18 protein-coding genes are annotated in these 22,153 nt (G+C 35.1%); 7 read left to right on the forward strand and 11 right to left on the reverse strand.

Features of this window, described 5'->3' with window-relative positions:
* Position 1: 1 nt before the first annotated feature.
* Both DI076_RS04880 and DI076_RS04885 read right to left on the reverse strand, forming a co-directional pair.
* Positions 2–880 (reverse strand): NADH-quinone oxidoreductase subunit H, encoded by an 879-nt coding sequence (locus DI076_RS04880; RefSeq protein ID WP_108958854.1) that lies wholly within the window; start codon positions 878–880, stop codon positions 2–4.
* 4 nt (positions 881–884) lie between these two features.
* Positions 885–2,600 carry a proton-conducting transporter transmembrane domain-containing protein gene (locus DI076_RS04885; RefSeq protein WP_245918276.1) on the reverse strand — a complete coding sequence of 572 codons (1,716 nt, stop codon included), beginning with the start codon at positions 2,598–2,600 and terminating at the stop codon, positions 885–887.
* 485 nt (positions 2,601–3,085) lie between these two features.
* On the opposite strand from DI076_RS04885, the gene DI076_RS04890 reads away from it, so the two are divergent.
* The 3 genes from DI076_RS04890 to DI076_RS04900 are packed head-to-tail and all read left to right on the forward strand — an operon-like array spanning position 3,086 to position 7,108.
* Positions 3,086–3,706 (forward strand): ABC transporter ATP-binding protein, encoded by a 621-nt coding sequence (locus DI076_RS04890; protein WP_439957266.1) that lies wholly within the window; start codon positions 3,086–3,088, stop codon positions 3,704–3,706.
* Positions 3,703–6,168: an ABC transporter permease gene (locus DI076_RS04895; protein ID WP_108958857.1), complete on the forward strand. Its 2,466-nt coding sequence runs from the start codon at positions 3,703–3,705 to the stop codon at positions 6,166–6,168. Before DI076_RS04890 ends, DI076_RS04895 begins: the two co-directional genes overlap by 4 nt.
* Positions 6,169–6,205: 37 nt before the next feature.
* Positions 6,206–7,108: a hypothetical protein gene (locus DI076_RS04900; protein ID WP_108958858.1), complete on the forward strand. Its 903-nt coding sequence runs from the start codon at positions 6,206–6,208 to the stop codon at positions 7,106–7,108.
* An 18-nt stretch (positions 7,109–7,126) separates the two neighbouring features.
* Here the strand turns inward: DI076_RS04900 and DI076_RS04905 are convergent, their stop codons facing one another.
* Entirely contained in the window at positions 7,127–7,678 is a 552-nt protein-coding gene (locus DI076_RS04905) for a hypothetical protein (protein ID WP_245918278.1), read from the reverse strand.
* Between the two features lie 200 nt (positions 7,679–7,878).
* Entirely contained in the window at positions 7,879–8,436 is a 558-nt protein-coding gene (gene pyrE, locus DI076_RS04910; protein WP_108958860.1) for an orotate phosphoribosyltransferase, read from the reverse strand.
* 472 nt (positions 8,437–8,908) lie between these two features.
* On the opposite strand from pyrE, the gene DI076_RS04915 reads away from it, so the two are divergent.
* Positions 8,909–9,544 carry a TetR/AcrR family transcriptional regulator gene (locus tag DI076_RS04915; RefSeq protein WP_245918279.1) on the forward strand — a complete coding sequence of 212 codons (636 nt, stop codon included), beginning with the start codon at positions 8,909–8,911 and terminating at the stop codon, positions 9,542–9,544.
* Here the strand turns inward: DI076_RS04915 and DI076_RS04920 are convergent.
* The gene (locus tag DI076_RS04920; protein ID WP_108958862.1) at positions 9,541–10,527 is read right to left on the reverse strand and encodes a cytochrome-c peroxidase; all 987 of its coding nucleotides are present in this window, start codon (positions 10,525–10,527) and stop codon (positions 9,541–9,543) included. The genes DI076_RS04915 and DI076_RS04920 overlap by 4 nt on opposite strands.
* A 290-nt stretch (positions 10,528–10,817) precedes the next feature.
* On the opposite strand from DI076_RS04920, the gene DI076_RS04925 reads away from it, so the two are divergent.
* Both DI076_RS04925 and DI076_RS04930 read left to right on the forward strand, forming a co-directional pair.
* Positions 10,818–11,165, forward strand: coding sequence for an LEPBI_I2431 family sigma-54 regulated protein (locus tag DI076_RS04925; RefSeq protein WP_108958863.1), 348 nt, complete (start codon positions 10,818–10,820; stop codon positions 11,163–11,165).
* 79 nt (positions 11,166–11,244) lie between these two features.
* The gene (locus DI076_RS04930) at positions 11,245–12,177 is read left to right on the forward strand and encodes an ornithine carbamoyltransferase (RefSeq protein ID WP_108958864.1); all 933 of its coding nucleotides are present in this window, start codon (positions 11,245–11,247) and stop codon (positions 12,175–12,177) included.
* A gap of 99 nt (positions 12,178–12,276) precedes the next feature.
* On the opposite strand, the gene DI076_RS04935 is transcribed toward DI076_RS04930, so the two are convergent.
* Positions 12,277–12,744, reverse strand: a complete 468-nt coding sequence (locus DI076_RS04935; protein WP_108958945.1) for a globin domain-containing protein — start codon at positions 12,742–12,744, stop codon at positions 12,277–12,279.
* A 259-nt stretch (positions 12,745–13,003) separates the two neighbouring features.
* Between DI076_RS04935 and DI076_RS04940 the strand changes: the two genes are divergently transcribed.
* Entirely contained in the window at positions 13,004–13,996 is a 993-nt protein-coding gene (locus DI076_RS04940; RefSeq protein WP_100727834.1) for an HpcH/HpaI aldolase/citrate lyase family protein, read from the forward strand.
* A 56-nt stretch (positions 13,997–14,052) separates the two neighbouring features.
* On the opposite strand, the gene DI076_RS04945 is transcribed toward DI076_RS04940, so the two are convergent.
* The 5 genes from DI076_RS04945 to DI076_RS04965 all read right to left on the reverse strand — a co-directional run bounded on the left by DI076_RS04945 (position 14,053) and on the right by DI076_RS04965 (position 22,111).
* Positions 14,053–16,125, reverse strand: a complete 2,073-nt coding sequence (locus tag DI076_RS04945) for a methyl-accepting chemotaxis protein (RefSeq protein ID WP_108958865.1) — start codon at positions 16,123–16,125, stop codon at positions 14,053–14,055.
* Positions 16,126–16,282: 157 nt separating this feature from the next.
* Positions 16,283–17,422, reverse strand: a complete 1,140-nt coding sequence (locus DI076_RS04950) for a FecR family protein (protein WP_108958866.1) — start codon at positions 17,420–17,422, stop codon at positions 16,283–16,285.
* A gap of 214 nt (positions 17,423–17,636) precedes the next feature.
* Complete coding sequence (locus DI076_RS04955) at positions 17,637–18,899, reverse strand: chloride channel protein (RefSeq protein WP_108958867.1); 1,263 nt, start codon at positions 18,897–18,899, stop codon at positions 17,637–17,639.
* Between the two features lie 201 nt (positions 18,900–19,100).
* Positions 19,101–19,883: a 1-acyl-sn-glycerol-3-phosphate acyltransferase gene (locus DI076_RS04960; protein ID WP_108958868.1), complete on the reverse strand. Its 783-nt coding sequence runs from the start codon at positions 19,881–19,883 to the stop codon at positions 19,101–19,103.
* 71 nt (positions 19,884–19,954) lie between these two features.
* Entirely contained in the window at positions 19,955–22,111 is a 2,157-nt protein-coding gene (locus DI076_RS04965; protein ID WP_108958869.1) for a PAS domain S-box protein, read from the reverse strand.
* Positions 22,112–22,153: the final 42 nt, after the last annotated feature.

Below are 22,153 nucleotides of genomic sequence, written 5' to 3' on the forward strand. Positions count from 1 at the left end.
CCTATGAAAGTTTAACCAGGGTTCCTAAGATCAAAATCGCAATAAATGCTAATCCCATAAATTCAGGTATCCAGGTCCATTTCCTTCGAACACTATTTGCTTCCCAAAAACCTATCAAAATTGCCAAAAGAACTACTGCAGGTAAAATCAGGAATTCCTGATTGATTCCATTCAAATAATTAGATTTAAATAGCTTTGAATGTTCTAATGCTAACTTAACCAAAAAAACAAGTAATGCAGAAAGTTTGATAGAACTTGCTAATTCAAAAAATGCCAACTGCCTTCCAGACGCTTCCAAAATCATTGCCTCATGAACCATTGTTAACTCTAGGTGAGTTCGTGGATCATCAAATGGAGGTTTTGCTAATTCCGCAAGAATTGTAATAAAGGATAAAGTTAAAAATAGTAATCCTATTAATATTCCTTGAGGAGTTTCAGAAATTTCGATATGTGATTGTGCAGCTAGTATCATGAGAATAAAAGTTGGCTCCACCATCACTGACAATAAAATCTCTCTTCCCGATGCCATACCACCAAAGGAAGTTGCACCTTCCATAGCAAAACCAATATAAGCGAATCGATATAAGGCTAAAAAAAATGGAATTAAGATAAAAGGTGCCCATTCAAAAAGAACAATACTCCAAATCATCAACGATGAATAAATTACAATTCTCGGAGCCAACATTGAGATAGATGAAAAGTTGTTGTTAACAACAGGATGTTTCAAAAAAGATTTACATATCTCCAGATAAAACTGGATGAGTCTTGGTCCACGCCTACCTTGCGCATATGCTCTTACTTTTCGAAAAATACCTGTTAACAAAAAAGGAAGGCATACAAATAAAAAAACTAGGTAAACAAAATGAATGTAAGACTCCATGATGTTATCCTTTAAAATCGCCAAATATCAATAATGAAAAAATGAAAATCAAAAACATAGAAGAAATCGCTAGGTATTTACTTATATCTTCTTCTTTAGGCTCGTTTGTTGAAGAAACAAGTTTTGTTCCAAAATTAAATATAAATGTAAGAGATTTGATGATCAAATTGTCAACTATCGAATCTCCCATTTTATTCACAAAATATCTTCCCAGAGAATTATTTAGAGGCCTGGAAAAAACAGTCGAAGGTACTGATAGTTCGTGCCCCGAATAACCCCCACCACAATCCCAAGTCTTTCGTTTTAACTCTGCAATTTTTTTCCGATTCCAACGATCATAAAGATAAAAAACGATAATAACTAGTATAGTAACCATGGATACAAAAGAAATGTTCCAAAACCAATCGATCAATTGCTGATCCGCAAATGGTTTTAACATCGGCAACTCAATAAAAAATGGCAATACTAGTGGAAATAGATAAATCATAAAGGCGAGACTCAACAGAGAAATATATAACCATCGTTTTTGCATATCTCCAAATGGAATTAAGTTCATATTGTTCCTTGGAATAGATAAAAACATAGTTAGATACAATTTAATGTGAGTGAATCCACCAAGAACAATTCCAAAGAATATGAATATCATTGAAGGTAATAAAAACACAGAACGACCTATTGGTAGATCTAATATCCTTACATTTAAATAAAAGTATGTAGCTTCCGAAACAAAACCGATCGTCCCTGGCAATACAGCATAACTAAAAGTTCCAGCTCCTAATAGTAATGGAGATATTCCGAGTAATCTACCAATACCCTTCAATTCATCACTATTGTTTGAATTTATAAGTCTTGAAACCATTCCTATTGAAAAAAGTTGAAATGTTTTCGAGAAAGAATGATGAAATAAGCTTAAAAAAAACAAAATCCTAAATGAATTACTTAAATTCATTAAATCGATATCACCAGAAAACTGAAACATCCCAGTTATAATCAAACATAACCATAAAAAATTAAGTGATTCGATCGAACTATAGGCTAAAGATATTTTTGGATCCTTGTGAAAGAAACTTGTGATTCCACCAAAAAATATACCTAAAGCAGCTAACGGAAATAATACTTGATAGATGATTGGATCCAACTGATTCGGTAGTACATAACGATAAAAGAGTAATAAAGGAAATATTTCTAAGACACCTGCAAAAGATCCGAGAGCATGAGATGGCCCTCCTTCATTAACCTTAGGCAACCAAATATGAAAACCAGAAAATCCGGATTTGATTAATAGTCCGATTAACAATAGTAAAATTCCAATATTATCACCATCAGGTAACATCACCCAAGCCGATAAAAATAAAGCTGCGATACCCGAAGCCAAAAGCAAAGAGCCTAAACTCTCGATTTGTTTTTTCCCATATTCTGTACCGGAATAAATCAGGATGGTCGAAAATGAGGTAATTTCAAGGGCTATGGGCATCATTAATGATTTACCAGATATATAACAAATACCCAAAGCAGACCAAAAAATAGCATACCCAACTGTTACCTTATTTTTTTCCTTGGGTTCATAAGATTGAACAAGCATAAACGAAGAAAAACCAATGTAGGCTTGGATAAAAAGTCCAACTAATATAGGAAAGTCGACTGATAAAATATCTTCATTACTTATGATCAAAATGAGAAGTGGTGATAATGCAGCAATCCCAACAACGAAAGATCTCAATATTGATATACGTTTATCTTCTAACATAAGTTGACCAAAATTCAAATCCTGGATAGAGAATCATTTGATTTTTAGGGGTTATTCTAAACTTATTTGGGACGAGCGAAAGTACCATTTTCCAAATTCTCTTGGAGTAAAAATACATGGGAACGCCAAAAATTGAGTAAAATTACCTCTTAGCCTATAAAGGTCATATCTGTTCCATATTCACAAACGAATTTTTTGATTTTTTCACTGACGGAAAAAAAACAGAGAAATCCGAAGACGATTTTAGAATCATAACAAAATGGACACTCCTCTACTTTGAAAACCCAAAAATGGATCAAAAAACAAAATACCACTCTTCGTTTCCGATCCAAATGACGTTTTTATCTGTCCTATATTAGGGAAATGAATCTAGATTAAACGATGAAATTGGCTAATCAAAAATGAATTATGCAGTTGATGTAATAAATCTGAAAAAAAGCTACAAGCAAGGTTCTCTCATGATTCCCGTGTTACAGAACATCAACCTACAAATTCCTGCAAAACAATTCGTTACACTCATGGGACCTTCTGGGAGTGGAAAATCCACTCTTTTGAATATCCTTTCAGCCATCGAAACGGCTGATGAGGGAAGTGTTCGAATTTTTGGCCAAGAAATGGTAGGTGCAACGGAAAGTAAGCTAACGGAATACAGGAGAGACAAAATCGGAATAGTTTTCCAGTTTTTTCATTTATTTCCCTACCTCACTGCTGTGGAAAATGTTTCAATCCCACTCCTTCTAGCAGGAAAGAGTAAACAATACGCTGAGAAAAAATCAAAGGAAATTCTGGATATCGTAGGTTTAAACCATCGGTGGAATTTTACACCTAAAGAAATGTCAGGAGGTGAAAAACAAAGAGTATCGATTGCTAGATCCATTGTTCATGAACCAAAGATCATTTTTGGAGATGAGCCTACAGGAAACCTAGATTCAAAATCCTCCGAACAAGTATTAGAATTATTCCAAAAGTGTGTCTCTGATTTAGGCATCACAGTTTTCATAGTAACTCACAATGAAGAAATAGGAAAATCAGGAAACTCAAACTATCATATGTTAGATGGATCTTTGATCAAAAAATGATTCATTTATATTTGAATTTCATTTTTGGCTATTTAAAAAATAATCTAAGCAAAGTATTTTTTAATTTAGTCAGTATCACACTTGGTATCGCATTATTCGTCAGCACTCAGATTAATGGTTGGAAAGCTGAAAAAAGTTTAGTAGACCAAACAATAGGTTTCAATTCTCAAAATTTGATCGGGAGATATGTACCAAACGCAACACAAGGTGAAATTGATACAAATACATTATTTTCCTTGGATTCGAATTTACCAGAAGCATTCCAAATCGAACCTGAGTTATTCATAAACGGGTTTATTACGCTTGCGGATAATCAATCACTAAGTTTTCCTATCATCGGCAGAGATCTAATTACGTTCAATATCACCTCTAAGAATCAAAATAATAGAAAAAATTTTCCTAAGTATTTTATTAGCAATTCTTTATTGCAAAAAACATTAAACAATAAACCAGATGTTTCCATTCATTTATGTAATCAAACCCTAACGATAAAGAAGGATGAAATTTTACCAATTGAAAGTGATGGGTTATTTGTTGTAACAGATATCGAACGACTACAAACTTTATGTGGGTTTAAAAACACTTATACTACGATCAACATCTTAGTCCAAAACCAAGCAGAAAATGTATCTTGGATTGTAAACTTCTCCCAATTATTCAGAAATCAAAATTGGAAATTTGAATCAATGAATGAGATCAAAGAAAGGGCTGGAGTCGCCCTTGGTTCTTTGAAAATAAATTTAACCATCATTTCTCTAGTTTCTGTCCTTATTTCTTTTTTTATGGTTTCGAATATATATACCGGGATATTCTTATCCCGCCAAATTGAATTTGGCATCTTACTTTCAATAGGTGGGACTCGTTTAAATAACTTTCTACTATTTATGACTCTCGCATTGCTATTAGGTTTGTTTGGCGGGATTATAGGGACATTTCTTGGGATTATACTAGCAAAATATAATTTTTTTCAAACATCGAATACACTTACTGACTCATCACAACTAGAATCATATAAAGAATTCCCAAGTGTAATTTTATTCTATGGGATATTCTTATCCCTAGCCGGTTCAACAATAAGTGCCTTATTTAATGCAATGAAGGCCTACCACATTTTACCTATAGAATTACTTAAAGACAAGAATGAATCAACATCAAATCCCAAATCCACTATACGATTAAAATGGTTTTTATCGTTTCTATTCATATTTTTAGGCATTATCATTGGGAACATTAAAATCCAAAAACAGATACTACCAGGCCTAGTTGGAGTATCTCTTGTTCTACTTGGTTTCATTTTGATTAATTATATATCAATTCCATTGATAGTGAATGGAATTTCAAAATTTTCAAAAAAACTCAATATATCAACCAGTTTCCTTTTAGCAATTAAAGAAATTGAAATGGAATCATGGAAAAATGGTTTAACAATTTCTACAATCATGTTGGCAACGTCCCTAGTATTTACATTATCAAGTTTGACATTAAGTTATGAGAGTTCCCTGAAGAGATGGATTCATGAAGAGAACCAATCTGATTTTTCGTTAATTAACGAAAAAAAATTAAATTCGGGTGAACCAGGAGTCTCGATTAACCTATTAGATAAATTAGAAAAAACAAATTTATTTAGCCAAGTAGAACCATTTTTTATTAATTCCAAATTCATTGTAAATGGCAACTATTTCACACTACATGTTTTGAAATTTCGAGAAAATGAAAACAAAGATGAAATTATTGTTTCAAAGAACTTATGTTATCTTGAAAAAATCTGCAAAGGAAATCGATTAAAAATCAGCACTCCCTATAAAGGGGAGGTATTCCTAAAAGTACAAGACGAAAAAGAAAATTTTTTCTCTGAGAGAGGGACGATTATTATGGATTTTTCGTTATACAATGCGTTATTTCCAATCCAAGAATTAAACTCTATCCGATTAACCATCTCAGATTTATCTAATAAAAATGAGGCCTTAAATACAATAGAACAGCTTGCTAGCGAAAATGAACTCATTTACTTGGATCAAAAAAAACTGAAAGAACTATATATAACAGGTATGAATCGGGTGTTTTCTGTACTTGATTCGCTAAAACTCACAGCGATTCTTATTTCTCTATTATCATTAGGTACATCAATTTTTTATTATGTAAGAGAAAAATCTCGAATACTAGCTGGTTTAAAGGCTATCGGTATGAATTTCTTACAAATATTTTTACTATTATTTTACCAGACTAGTTTTCTATTAGTCGCTGGAATGACTTCTGGACTAATAAATAGTCTAATCCTTTCACCAATTGTCATATTTGGAATTAACCGAAATGCTTTCGGATGGGATTTGATATTTACATTCCCAGTTCACTTTGTAGCAATTCTACCGATCTTAATACTTTTGTATACAACCATTATAACGATTATCCCATTTTATTTTGTTTACAGAATGAAGATTTCAAATGAGTTGAATTACGAATAATTCTTTACCAAAAATATACCTTACTTAATTTTAAGACATGGCCGGAAGTATTAAAGTTTGTTTGGATCTCGCAGACATGATTCGAAAGGAGAATTTAGAATCTCGAGAAAAAATCCCAACATCCGATACTCATTTACGAGTTTGGTCCTCTCAACTTGCTCGCACCGAAGAAGATATCAGAAAACTTTTAACTTCACTTCGAGATAGCCACTATATATTTATAGTTTCAATTGTATCACCAGACCCAAATTTGTTTGTATATGGTGAGGATGCTTACGTATTTGCAGAACCATTCATTCTGAATGAACTAAAAAAACATTCAGAAGAATCATTAGAAAAACTTTATGAAGCGAGTAATTACAAACGCAAATCTGCTTTTCAGATCACTCGAGAGCTGTTTCCAAAAATAAAAGAATTTAATAACACTCCTTTAGGACGTTCGATTAACTTATCTGTGATGTTGGAAGAATTCCAACGGATGTTAACCGCTCAAAGTTACGAATATACTGACCAATGGCGAAGAAACAAACTTCAAGAAATTTATAAAGACGAAGTATTAGTTGCAGAGGAATTAGCAAATAATGCAAACTTTAGAGAAAATGACCCAACGAAAAGGGCAATTGACCAATTAAAGGACCAAGCACCGAAAGAGAAAATTGATTCGAATTGGGTAAAAGCAAAAGATAACTTTTCAACAGAGTTTTTACTTAGAGTTCATTTCAGAAAGTATGAATTTGATATTGTAAAAAAATTAATTCAAAGTGGAAAACTAAAGGAAGAAAAAGACATCAAATATGTCAGAGATACAATCCAATTAATGGAAAGTAGAATGGAACAAGACAATCTATTAAAACGATATGCCAATGAAATGATAGAACTAAGGCGTTATGCCCAAGCTAAATTAAACATGATTCGCCAAGGAGTTGGATCAAAACAGTGACCGTAAATAGGACAAGAATTAACTCTTAAACCAACCTACTTTATCAAGTTGAGTGTATACTTGAAAGAAAAATACAACTAAACTTATAAAAATCAATCTTCGTTTCAACGAAAACTTACTATCGATATGATTTTCCTTTTCTGGAGCATATAATAAGTAGATAATCAAATTGACATTAAAAAATAATCCAAGAAACTCTGGATTTAGAATTGGAAATTTAACTTTTACTAGAGGAATGTAGAGCATCACAAGCACAACCACACTAGGAATAAAATAAATAGGAGTTTTTCGATTCCACAAACTATCTTCCGTTAAATCTTCTTCTTTCTTAATTCCCGAAGTCTTTTCTAAGATCGAAATCAATTCCTCTCGATTTTTAAGATTTACTATTGGATGAATTTTTTCCTTCGTTTCCAAAATAACACGATCATAACCACGGAACTTATCTAATGTGATTTTTTCCAAATCTTTGATACGAATTGATGCACAATTGCCATTTGAATCAAACTGATTCAGTAATCCACCATCTAACTCCACTTTCCCACTCGAAAGAATTTCTATTTGTTTCAAATAATTCCTACGAAGAAACCAAAAAAAAAGAGCCAGTAATGGCACAAATAAAGTGAAAAATTGAACTCGTCCCTCAGCTGGAATTTGTAGACTATTATAAACTACAAATAGTAGAAATAATACTACGATCGTCCAGGTGCGGGTCAGTAGTTTTTTTCGAAAATATGTTACATCGTAGATAAATGTCTTTTTTTCACTCATTAGAAAAACTCACTCTTTTTAAAAATGGAAGCCATCGAAACATTTTCTTTTTCCAAATTTTCCCGTCCACCTTCCTCACGATCAAGAATACAAATTCCATTTGTGACCGTAATTCCTGCATCCCTCAAAACTTTAACAGCTTTTAAAGTGGAACCACCAGTTGTGATCACATCATCAACAACCAAACAAGATTTTACTTCTTTCCAAAACCCTTCGATTTGTTGACCTGTTCCATGTCCCTTGGACTCTTTTCTTACAACGAGTGGAAAAATGGTTTTGCCCCTCTTTCCATAAGCCAAGGAAATAGCATATGCTATCGGATCCGCACCAAGAGTAAGGCCGCCAATCGCTTGGAATTCTACATCTAATTTTGGAATAATTTCATCAATGAAACAGTCTGCGATGATTGCTAATCGTTCTGGATGTAGAGTTACCTCTTTACAATTAAAATAATGTTGAGATTCCAATCCACTCGCCAGGCGAAAGGGTGTTTCGGAAAAACGATACACATGGGTTTTCATCCATGAAAATAATTGATCACGATAAGTATGGGACATATTCTAATTATTTTCTCTGTATCGTGTTGAATACCAAATTTTAAAAGTCCAAGTTTTGGAGAATTTCCCCTCCGTTAACGGAGATGCTGATTTTTAGGAATTAAAATTCAATTTTCAGGAAAGCTAATGTCTAAGGCCAATGCTTTTTGCATATCCAGAGAGTACCTGCCACCATTTTAACATCAAATTGCCTTCTATCGAGATTTGAGGCTGTATAATGACATCTCATTTTATCGTCAATGTAATTTTACATGGAATGTAAAATTACATTGACAGTAAATTTACTTTAGACATAAATATTGTCTTAATTTATTTTCATTCATTCCAAATCTGGAATTGAGATGCCATCAATTGGAATTTTGTGTCTGCCAATGGATTCTGGAAAAGATAAAAATGACAATTTTTTTGATTCCATCTGAAATGAAAATTTTTTAGAACCAAAACGGACAGAAAGGTAACTATGGAAAAGAAGATGTTGAACCGCTTACCACTTCGAATGCGCAAAAAGCAAAATACCGAAGAAATGATTCTTTTCGTTGCGAAACAATTGTTTCAAAAAAAGGGATTCTCTAAGGTCACTGTTCCTGAAATTGCAGATGAAGCCGATGTCTCAGTAAAAACAATTTTCAATTACTTTGGCGCGAAGGAAGAATTAGCGTTTCGAGATGAAATTCAATTCTGTGACCAACTCATCCTTAGCCTTTTGTCTCGAAAGGAAAATCAGTCTGTTTTTGATGCTTTCCAAGAATTTATTTGGTCACTCATACATTCTATCGACCCTGATCAGCTCATCGAATCATTACCTGGATTTCACTCTTGGATGGATGAACCTGCTTTGGAACAAAGGTATCTTCAGTTATGGGAAAATTATGAGAAGCGGATTACCGATGCTTTACAATTGGAATTTGGTCATACTGAATTCGAACCAACTTTACGGGTGATTGCTTGCCAAATGGTGTCTGTACTAAAGACACTTGGTTCAAAGGATTTTAAAAACTATTTAAAACCAATCCCCATGGCACTTCGTTACCGGGCATTAGAAAAATGGACCCTAAAATCCCTCGATTTACTTTCGGGGATCCGGGACCATCTTCAGAAAATCGACTAATTGGCTCGATTTTTATCAGCCAATGTTCCTAAAAACAATACGATCTTTTTTGTTTCTTCTTCAGAAAGATTAATTCCTAATTGGTGGTAAGCCATTTTTTGAACAGCTTCCTCAATCGTAGCGATTTTTCCATCATGGAAATAAGGCCCTGTTAGAGTGATGTTTCTTAAACTTGGAACTTTAAAAACAAATTTATCTTCGGGTTTTTTGGTAACATTAAAACGCCCCAAATCTTCAGTTTTGTATTCATTTACTAAACCGACTTTTCTGTAAGAATTCCCTCCGAGTAAATTTCCAGAGTGGCAAGATGTACAACCAGCAGCAAGAAAACTCTTAAACCCTTCTTGTTCCGCTTTGCTCATTGCTTTAAAATCTCCCTTTACAAAGTCATCAAATCTGGAAGGAGTCACCAATGTCCTTTCAAAAGCAGCAATTGCTCCTGCAAGATTATCATAAGTAACTGGATCTTTATCATTAGGGAAAGCTTCCGCAAATAATTTTGGATATTCAGCGTCTTCATTGATTCGTTTTAGAACTTCTTTTTCGGAAGGCATTGCCATTTCCACAGGATTCAAAATAGGACCTTTGGCTTGTGCTTTTAGGTCCGCAGCTCTTCCGTCCCAAAATTGAACAAAGTGAAATCCAGCATTTAACACTGTTGGTGAATTCCGATCTCCATTTTTGCCGTATGCACCAGGTGAAGTGGGAAGATTATCTACACCTGCGGATTTTCCTTCAATATTGTGACAGGAGTTACAGGACTGAGATTCATTCATCGAAAGTTTTTTCTCAAAATATAGTTTTTTACCGAGTGAAATGAGTTTTTCAGAATCATTTTCAGATCCAGGCATTTTTTCGGGTAAAGCACCAATGATTTGTTTCGCTTTTCCTTGGATTTCTTTTGTTTCTTCTGAAGGACCACAAAAGACCAAAGAAAAGAGTACAGCTGTCATTAGAAAAGGTGTAAGTATTTGTTTAAGCATGTCTTTCCTCTATCGGCTATATACCGAGAAATCAATTATCTGGGCAAGTGAGATTTATCCTGCAAGCATTGAAAAGGGAAATAGGAACTCCACCTTTCCTTGTTAACACTTGGTAAAATGAAGGCATTTTTCCTCTTTTGTTCCTTTGGGGATGCTAATAGAATCGGCATTCGAAGGCAAATGCATGGCATAGTTGTGCTTTATCGATGAAAATACCACTGAATGCCTAACCAAGCCCATTGGCACGATTTTTGCAGAATAGTGTTGGTACAATCGTTAGGGGGCTTATTATGTTAAACACGAGAAGAACAGAAAGAATACCATCGATCGAATGGGATGACCTAGTCTTAAAATTATTTTCTATCAATGAAAAACCAGAGTTTCTGGTAACAAAAATAGGTAACATATCTGAGCTTGGAGTCAGTAGTTGGATCCAACACGAAATTGGATTAAAAGAAAAAGATCAGGTAACTGGGGTCATTGAAAGTGATTTAACACGGTCTAGAATATCCTTCAGAGGAAAAATCGCTTGGATGAAAGAAACTGAAGATGGGATCCAATTTGGGATCAAATTTGCCGAGGAGTTAATTTTACCCAATTTTATCATCGCAAGATCAATGGCGGAATCGGCAGCATAAAAAAACGATTTCTTCGTTCCAATCGGAAGACTTTCCTCTCGATTTAGGAACTATACAATCCGATACTTGTAAGGAAGCTATGTCCCAAGTGAAACATTTGATATCCTGGCAAGATTGGTCCGATGGAGAAATCCAAGAACTTCTCGACTTTGCAGTGTATGTAAAGAAAAATCGGGTGTACTTTTCAGGGCATATGTCTGGACGTTCTCTGGCAATGTTGTTCCAAAAAACTTCCACGCGAACCAGAGTATCTTTTGAAGCTGGTATGACGGAACTTGGTGGACATGCAATTTTCTTAGATTGGATGGCATCCAATTTTTTACTTTCCGATATTGATTTTGAAGGAAGGTATCTTTCGAGTAATGTTGCCATCATTATGGCACGTTTAAAAAAACACGAAGATTTATTAGTACTAAAATCGGGGTCGACTGTCCCCGTTATCAATGGCTGTTGTAATTTATTTCATCCATGTCAATCCTTAGCAGATATTCTTACAATTGTAATGGACTCACCCAATGATTGGAAAAAGAAAACCTTATGTTATATTGGAGTTCATAATAATGTAGCCAATTCACTTGTAGAGATTACGGCTGCACTAGGCATTCATTTAATACTTGTTACACCCATCGCAACCAAAGAATCTATTGTTACAAATGCAATGGAAAGAGCAAAGACAAAAGGAACTGTTTCTTGGGAAATGGATGTAAAAAAAGCAGTATCTAACGCTGATTATGTATATACTGATACGTGGGTGGATATGGAATTTTTTAATGATCCAAAGTTTCAAAATGAAAAAGAAGAACGAATCCAAATGATGATGCCGTATCAAGTGAATGCAGAACTTATGAGACACACAAAAGCCAAAGTGATGCACGACATGCCGATCCACGCAGGTTATGAAATCACGAGAGAGATGGTAGAAAGTGATCGATCGATTATTTTCACTCAAGCTGAAAATAGACTCGATGCTCAAAAAGCAGTCATCTTAAAACTACTAGAAAATCATAACTAATCCATTTGCAATATACGCATCAATATCTGCGATATAAATCGATCGAGACTTCGTAATTACATTCAATATCAATTTTTAGGAAATGTACGAAATTGTATTTTACCCACTCTCTTGGGTATCAGATTCAGAATACTTTTCCCATGGTGGTTCTTTTCGGTTCACCATCCAACCACTAAAACCATCGAGAAAATATAGAAAGTCGATTTTGTCATCGTGATCGAAATCAAATTTTTGTAAGGCCTCATCATAACATTGAAACCAGGTTGTCCTTTCTTTTTCTGAGATGGGAAATACAAAATGACGCATCCTCATCCTTGCAGGACCCCATTTTTCTATATAATAACTTGGACCACCTAACACCTGAATTAAAAAATCAGCTTGTTTCTCTTTTGCCAAATCCCAATTTCCCTTGAACATCCAACGAATTTCGGAGGTTTGGATTAAATCATAAAAATCGGAAACTAACTGGCGGATGTTTGTTTCTCCCCATTTTTCGAATAGATGTTTCACATTGGGATTGGTCGGCGGTGGTCCGCCTGGTGGAGTGTAAATATCGTTTGGATCCAAATCAATTTCCAGATTTGCGAAAGGGACAGGCAGGGGAAGTCGATTTTCGACCGGAGCCGAAGGCGGAGCCCGGACTGGCCCGGCCCTTTGGCACAAAGGGTTCGCCCAGAAATTTCTTAACGATGAGAGAAATACCATCCATGTAAAATTGCTGAAACGGTTTCTAGGAGCTTAGTGCAGTTCAGATTTTGCCATTAAATCCTGGACGACAGGCAAAATTCACAAAACTTGGTAAAAAAATCCGAAAAAGGTATACTAAATGGCACTGACTCACCCGCAATCAGCTCTCTTTGCAGGAGAAAAACCTTTCCCTATCATTCCTGCTTGTGAACACTTCGCTGGATCTGAAAAACTCATCACAAAGGCTCTCGAGTTACAAAACAAACTTGGCGGACTTTTCGACATTACGATGGACTGTGAAGACGGTGCTCAAACAGGGAAAGAAAAAGAACACGCAGAAATGATTGTTCGTATTCAAAACTCTGAACTTAACAAACACAAAATGAGTGGTGTTCGGATTCATGACTATACCAACGAACATTGGCGAGGTGATATTGATATCATCGTTCCAGGTGCTGGAAACGTAATCGCTTATATCACAATTCCAAAACCAACAAAAGCAAGCCAAGTGAAAGAACAAATCACTTACATCCAAGATGCTTGCAAAAAAGCAGGAATCAAAAGAGAAATTCCAATTCACGTATTGATTGAAACTCACGGAGCATTAAACGACGTATTCGAAATTGCAAGCCTTCCATGGTTACAAGTTTTGGATTTTGGACTTATGGATTTTATTTCTGGTCACCATGGTGCAATCCCTGCTTCATGTATGAAGTCACCAGGTCAGTTTGATCACGAATTGTTAAGACGTGCGAAATCAACTATGGTCGCTGCAGCACTTATGAATGGAGTGATCCCTGCGCACAACGTAACTTTGGATTTAAAAAACACGTACCAAACTTACCAAGATGCAAAACGTGCTCATGATGAATTTGGTTTCTTACGTATGTGGTCAATTTATCCAGCACAAATCCAATCGATTTTAGATGCGATGGCACCTAACTTTGCAGAAACTCAAACTGCTTGTGATATTCTTATCAAAGCACAAGATGCTGATTGGGGACCAATCCAACATGATGGAGATCTTCATGACCGAGCAACTTACCGTTATTTCTGGGAACTAGTACAAAGAGCAAAACTCACAGGACAAAAACTTCCAGACGAAGTTGAAAAAAGATTTTTCTCGAAATAGTTTTTAAATCTAAATAGAGATTTTATTGAAAAAGCCCACTAAAAGTGGGCTTTTTTTTACTTCAATTTGAACTTCTCTACCTGTGTTGAAAGATAAGAAGCTTGTGAGGCAATATCAGCAGAAACTATTGTTAGTTGGTCAGATCCCGAGGCAACATCCTGAGTGCCATTGGAAATACTAATGATCGTTTTGGAAATTTCTTCAGTTGCCCGTTTTTGCTCAAACACTGCTTCTTCAATTTGTAAATTTAGATTAGTAAGTAAATTTGAATTTTGTGCAATGTCCTTTGCATTATTTTCCTGCAAGAGAACTGAATTTAATACGCGCTTTGCGGAAGTTTCAAATTCTTTGACTCTGTTATTCAATAGATTTAATACTTGAGCGGCTTCTGTTACTTTTTGGTTTCCATTTTCTACAGCTGAATTCGTAGAAATAACTAAATCTCCAATTTCTTTCACGGAAGTACCAGTTTGTAACGCAAGTTTTCCAATTTCTTCTGCTACGACTGCAAATCCGCGTCCTGCATCCCCTGCTCTTGCTGCTTCTATTGCAGCATTGAGTGCTAATAAATTGGTTTTTTCTGAGATTTCAGTTATGATATCCAATACTTCACTGATTCGTTCCGCTTTTTCACCAATGTCTTCCATCGCCTTTGTGGAATCGTTCATGGCAGTTTCACCAACAACAGCGTGTTCTCGTGATTCCGATGCAAACTTAGCTAAGTATTCCATCTCTTTATTGATGTTTTGTACTTCTTCCCGAAGTGTTAAAACGGACTTATCAATTTCTTTCATCTTAAGAACAGCTTCTTCCATTGATTTACCAACATTATCAGCAGAAGCAGACAATTCTTCTACTGCAGCTGAAGATTCTTCCGCAGCACTTGCCTGTGTTTGAGATATATCCGATAAGTTTTGAGAAGTTGATGCCATTTGTTTTGATTGGTTACCCAATTTTTCCACTGTTTGTTTGATATCTCCAATGATTGATACCAAACTATTTCTCATCTGATTCATCGATTCTAACAAACTACCTATTTCATCAGTATTGATTTCGTCCGCAGATGTTGATAGATTTCCACTTGCAATTTGAGAGGAAAATTGAATTGCTTTGTTTAAGCGGTTACTAATCAAATTTTTAAAAACAAAATTTAAGAAAAACAAAACAACAAAAAGTATGAGTAAAGAGATTGTCACAGAACTAATGATCACTTTTGTTACTTGTTCGGTGAGAATAGAATCAGGAATACTGACCTGTAATGCCCAAAATTGTGGATCTTTTCCAATATGAAATGGAGTAAAATAATCTGTGTATCCATCATGTTGGATGGTAAACATTTTTCCTAATTTCAATTTTTCTAAATAAATTTTGAGATGTTCTGGATTTTGGATTTTTTTCCCAAGTTTCTCTTTGTCTTGCCCATACATCACATAAGTTCCGTTATCTGAAATGAAGGAAATGTATCCCTGACCACGAAATGGCCGGTTGTCCCCAATTTTTTCCTGCAGTGTTCCAATATCTAAATCAATTCCTGCTGCACCTAAAAATTTTCCTTTGGGATAAATGGGAACAACCAAAGAAATCATTTGGATTTTTTTACCTCCAGCAAGGTATTCATAGGGACCAAAAACTTTGGCCTTATTTGTCTTTTTCACCTGGAGATAAAAATCGCCTGCACCATTTGGATTATCATAATCGACAAGTGGTTCAAAATTGATTTTTCCATCGGGAGTGTGGTGGAGATAAGGAATAAATCTTCCCGTTTTATCATGCCCGGGTTTCAAAACAAAAGCCGCATCCCTTCCTTCATAGGCATTCGGTTCATAACAAAGCCAAATTCCAAAAATATTATCATTCCTTTCTAAAATTTCCCGAAGACTACTCACCATTGCTTCTCTAGGTGGCGAAGCATAAAATAATGCAAATCGATAACCACGAATGACTCCCATCATCGCATTCAAATGTTCTTGGATCTGATAAGACCATTTTTCGGATGTGATTTTTGCATTTTCTTGGATTTCTAAGCGAAGGTCAGTGATTGTTCTGTAGATTTGAAACGACGTCAGGATCGTAAATCCCACAAATAAAATTCCAGCAATGAAAAGAGAAACCCTCTGGCGTATACTCATAGGGATCGATCTTATGTGTTTGGAAATTTTTGTAAATTGTTTCGCGTAATTGTTTTGGAAATTTACAGCCTAAATAAACAGTGTTTTCTGAGTGAAAGAGGTAAGATACATAATGCACGACCCTCTATTCAGAGGAATCGTGACTTTGATCGAGGGGTTATTTTTTGGTTTTTGTTAGCACTTTGAAATTTTTATATTCTACGTATTCAATATCATCCACTTTTAATTGAAAAACTCCTTTGGTGGAATGCACAATAAAAATGTCACCTAACTGAGCCACTACTGCACCTGATAAAACTTCTCCATTTGATTTATGGATGGTTTCTAAAACACTGTAATGATTTTGAATGTCTTCTTCATTTTGAAGGCCCATTTTTTCTGCTTCTGTGGTAATGTTAGTCAACGCTTCGTTACGTTTGCTCTCATGTTCTTTTTCAATGTTTTCTACAATTTCTTGGGTTACAGCTTGGTTTTCTGCTTTGTTTTCGACTTGTTTTTGAACTAGTGAGTTATCAATGGCAACAAGGGTTTCTGCTTCCGCTTTTTCTTTTGGAGTCACTGGACTTTCAACTTTTGAGATCCCTTTGTATAAATCGGTCAATCCAGCTAACTCATCTTTTGTGATGGAGGATGCTGCCATTTTTGCATTGATGATATAAACCATTTCATTTAAGGAAGGATTCACTTCCATGGTTTCACCTGATTCTAAAACAATTTCATTTTCTTCTAAGGTTTTCACCAATTGGTCATAGTTTTCTTTGGAAAGTCCATCATTGAGTTCTACAAGTTTTGGACCTGTTTTAAAAGCAACAGCAACTGCCCCTTCATATACTTTCACCTTTGGAACAGAACCATTCTCCAATTCAAATGAAAAGACAGTTCCTCTTACCCCCGCCACCATGGTTGGAGATGAGATGGATAAATTTTGATTCGCTTTTAATTTTACAGATTTGACTAAGAGATTTCCTGCCAAGATGTAGAGGTCGGTATTCGGTTGTTTGTCACCTGCTAAATCTCGAAATAATACATCGGAATTTTCCTTAATTCTAATGATTTCACCACGGTAGGTTTGTAAGTCAACTTTCCCAAGTTTTGATAAAATCCGATCACCAGGTTTTACCACATCACCTAGGCTTGCATACGTTTCCTTACCTTCCTTCATGAGGACCACTTGGCCTTGTAAGAAGGTAACAACCGCACCGGCAGTTTCATCTTTTGAATCTTTTTGCCCAAACGAAAATTTCTGACATTGGGAGAAAGTGAAAGTGAGGAGGAAGAGAATAACCAATTTTTTCATATGTGTTTCCAAATGTGTCTCTGTAAGACTCAACAGATCAAAATAGGCACATTCTCAGAAAAGGTAAAACATTTTTAAAAAAAAGTGGGTGTGGGAAGGTTCATATTCCCATTTTGGGAAGGAATTTCCGAATAAATCTCGGAACAAAAATGATTCCCACCATCAAACAGGGGTTTTTTGTCGATTAGATCCTAGACAAAACATTATCGTGAACTTACAAATCCGAAATTCGTTTCCCAACATCCTTTGGAGAATGAAATAATTTCTGTTTGGCTATGATTTGTGAGGAATAGATACTTGTGTGACCAGAAATGATGAAAGCAATCTGCGTTACGACCAAGTAGAGGATCCCACATTCATATCCAAATAATTCCATCCCCATTATGGCACAGGCTAAAGGAGTATTGGTTGCTCCTGAAAAAACAGAGATAAAACCAACACTCGTAAATAATGCTAGATGGATTGGATCAAGTGTAGCAAATAAATTTCCAAGTGTTGCTCCTATGAAAAAAAGAGGAGTTACTTCTCCACCTTTGAATCCAAATCCAATCGTAATTGTAGTTAAGAGGAGTTTCCAAACAAAGGAGTCCTTCGGTAATGATTCTACAAATGCGTTTTGTATGGTTTTTACACCGAGCCCAAAATAATCCAAACTCAATCCGAACACAAAAAATCCAACTAAGAGGAATCCCCCGAAAATAGGACGAATGGGAGGGTAGGAAATCCATCTTTTTCCAAATGAAGAAAAGAAATGGAGGAGATGAATGAAACTTTTGGCAACATAACCAGAAACAATCGCCAGTAAAAAAATACTTACCAAAGATGTAAAATTCCAATCAAAGGAAACTTTTGGAAAGAGGGAATGAGTTACTTTCCAAGCCAAACACACTTCGTGTGATATCCATGCGGTGATGAGTGATGGCAATAAAAGTTTCCACCGATAGGAACCAACCAAAATCACTTCTATGGAAAAAATGGCAGCGGCAACTGGTGTACCAAATACTGCAGAAAATCCAGCACTCATGCCGAGAATAACCAAACTTTCTTGTTCTTTCCTAGTCATTGGGATGATCCGAACCACTTGGTGGGCAATGGAACCACCCATTTGTACGGCAGTCCCTTCCCTACCCGCCGATCCACCAAATAAATGAGTGATGAGAGTCCCAACTAACACAAATGGAGTCATCCGTATGGGGATCACGGAACTTGGCGAATGGATTTCTTCTAATAGTAGATTGTTTCCTTTATTAACGTTTGAACCGAAGTGGTGGTAAAACCAACCAATGATAAACCCTGCTATTGGTAAAAAGTATAAAAGTTGAATATGGTTTTCTCTTACCTCGGAGACATATTCTAAGGCATGTAAAAAGAAAGCAGAGATACTACCCACAATACAAGAGATTGTTATGATGATCAGTGACCAACGAACCACAAAAGGAAAATATTCATTGATTCGTGCGAAACGATTCTTATCCATCACCAAAGGTCACCAACTTTTAATTCAAGAGAGAATTCTAATACGAGAATTTGTGCTCTGTACTTTCTGAAAAAGTGAAAAAATGCAGAGAGCACTATTTTTCATCGAATGTAAAAATAAGGATTATACAAAAACTGATCATTTCTACAGAAAATGGCCCAACAATGTTAGGTTTCCCAATCTCTTAGGAAACCAGACATTTTAATTTTGTAGGATGAATGTTTTTTCCTTTGTTTCCAAAATTTGTTTTTTTTCTTTCATCAAGGTTTCGGCCTTAGCGAGATATTCTTCAAAGGTTGGATAATCTTTTGCTAATATTGAACCACAATAATGAAAATATATCGTTTTTGATTTTGTTAGGTGTTGGTATTTCGGCAAACTGGAATATCCCATAAAACCACTGACAACAAACACATCTATATCAATATTAAATTTATAAGCAATTTTCATCACTCCAGTTTGAAATGGTTGGATCTCTTCCGTGAAAGTTCGTTCCCCTTCTGGATATAAAAAAATGGATCTAGTTTTTAAAACACGTAAAACATCAGTTTTAAAATTTCGAAAATTTGGTTTTTTCTCTGAATAAATAACCGCTTCCACGATTGTTTTATGCATCATGAGTGGAATGATTTTATACCTTTGAATGATATCACCACCTAAGTATGAGAGTCTAACATCCTTCGATTTGGTGAGATATGGTAACGATACAATTAAAGGTACTTCTAATGCATTCGTATGGTTACAAATCAGAAATCGATTGTTCCCATTTGGATCCCAACTTCCTTGTGAAAAATCAAGTTTTCTTCCAGTTAAAATGAAAAAAGAACGATACCAAAAATATCCTAAAAAATTGTTAATTCGGTTGGACCATCGATCCAGTTTTGTGATCTTAAATAGATAAGAAAAAGTCAGACCAATCGGAAATAGGATTACTAAAACAGGAATTGCATAACATAAGACGACAAAAAACTGAAGTTTGCCCATGAATTGAATAGAAGTAGAATCCTATAGAAGGTAAACTAATATTCTAAATGATTTTCTAAAAAAATTTAAATTTAAAGCTTAAGTTTTAATACAAACTTGGGATAATTGATTCGTTCAATATGTATCTTGCCTTCGATTTGTTCTACAAGCATTCCAATCAATTGTAAACCAAAACCAGGAGTGTTCTGAAATGAAATCGTATCAGGGATCCCCGTGCCATTATCAGAGTATTCCAAAACTAATTGATTCTGTGATTTAAAAATTCTCAGTCGGATTTCAGGCATTGAAGTTTCAGCAAAAGCATGTTTCATTGAATTTGTAATCAGTTCATTTAAAATGATTCCAACTGAAGATAGTAATTTTGCATTTAATTCGATCGTTTCTTGTAGTATATCAAGTTTCACTTCCACATTCTTAGGAAAAATTGATACAATTTCTGTACAAATCGAAGGAAAATAATCCTGAATGAAGACACTATTGTCTGTTTCTGAATGATAGAGTTTATCATACAACACAATCATACTTTTGATTCGACCGGCAGCTTCATATAGAATTGTTTGGACTGAAAGATTATCCTGTGATTTTGCTTGTAATGTAAGTAAAGTAAACAAAGAACTCATATTATTTTTTACACGGTGGTGAATTTCTTTTAGGATGTTTTCTTTTTCGTGTAACAATCTCTGGATTCTAGATTCGGATATTGTCCGTACGCTAACGTCTCTTAAAATTACAGTATATAATGCTTCGCCATTAACAGATATCTGCGAAATAGAAGCTTCAATTGGAAATTCTTCACCATTGAATCGAAGCCCACTAATTTGACCCAATGCTCCCATCGCCCTTCTACTAACACCCGTTTCACCAAACTGATCAATATGTTTATCATGTTGTTTCCGGAAACTTTCTGGAATGAGTTGGTCTAATGGTTTTCCCATGATCTCTTTCGATTCGTAACCAAACATTTTTTCTGCTGCACCATTGAACAAAACGATTTTTTTTGAATTATCGATACTGATGATAGCATCCATTGCTGAATCGATGATCTGAGTTAATTTTGCTTCTGATTCAAGGATTTGTTTGAGAGCCTTTAAACGATCGGAAATATCTCTTGCAACAAATATATAACCTATCGGAAGATCCGATTCATCATTCAAAAGAACTAAATTAATTTCAATATTTCGGTTACTTCCATCTTTTGCTTCTTGGACTACTTCTCCGATGTAACTTCCTTCTAAATTTACTTTTTCGATCACTTGTTGGTTTGAGAGAGTATCATACTTTGTTTTTAGTATCTCTAAAATATTTTTCCCATAAACTTCTTCTGCTTTCCAAAGAAAAATTTTTTCTGCGGCTTTATTCCAATAATTGATTTTTTGAGTAAAATCAGTTCCTATCACCGCATCCAATACATTGTCCAACATATTCGCTTGTTTGGCGATCTGACTCTGTACATTGTATTCGGCAGTGATATCTCGAAAAACTAACACAACTCCTTTTGTATCGCCATTTAAATCTTTAATAGGAGAACCTGAGTCAGAAATTTGGAATTCTGATCCATTTTTAGCAATCAATACCGTATGATTGGCTAAAGCTACGACAGAATTTGTTTTTAAAACGATCTCAACTGGATTTTCTACTTTTTGGCGAGTTTTAACATTGATGATATTAAATACTTCATTGATCTCATGTCCAAGTCCATCTTCATGACTCCAACCTGTCAATTTTTCAGCAACTGGATTGATTCTGATGACCTTGCCATCCTGGTCAGTCGCGATCACTCCGTCACCAATCGAGTGTAATACGGTCTCTAAATGTTCTTTTTTACTTTTTGTAAGTTCATTGGCTTCAAAAAGTTTGAAGGCCATTTTGATAGATGCATCTAATACAGTGAATCCAGAATTTTTCACTACATAACCATACGAAGTGATCGTTTCAGTTTTTTTAACAATTTCCCTTTCAGTATGGGAAGATAAAAAGACAATGGGGATTTCTCTGTGATTTAGGATATGAGTTGCAGTTTCTGTTCCGTCCAATCCTTTTCCTAAATCTATGTCCATGAGAATCAAATCGAAAGGATTATCATCCTTGATCACCAATTGAATTGCATTTTCACCACTTGGAACATGTGTTACTTTGTATCCACCTTGCTCTAATTGTTTTTTTTCATAGAGAGCTAAAATAGCTTCATCTTCCACAAGTAAGATGGATTTGTCTGCTATGACGGTCATCATTCATCCTTTTGTATTTCTTATCAAAATCGAAAAAAAATA

It is taken from the genome of Leptospira ellinghausenii (assembly GCF_003114815.1).
Lineage (GTDB): Bacteria > Spirochaetota > Leptospiria > Leptospirales > Leptospiraceae > Leptospira_A > Leptospira_A ellinghausenii.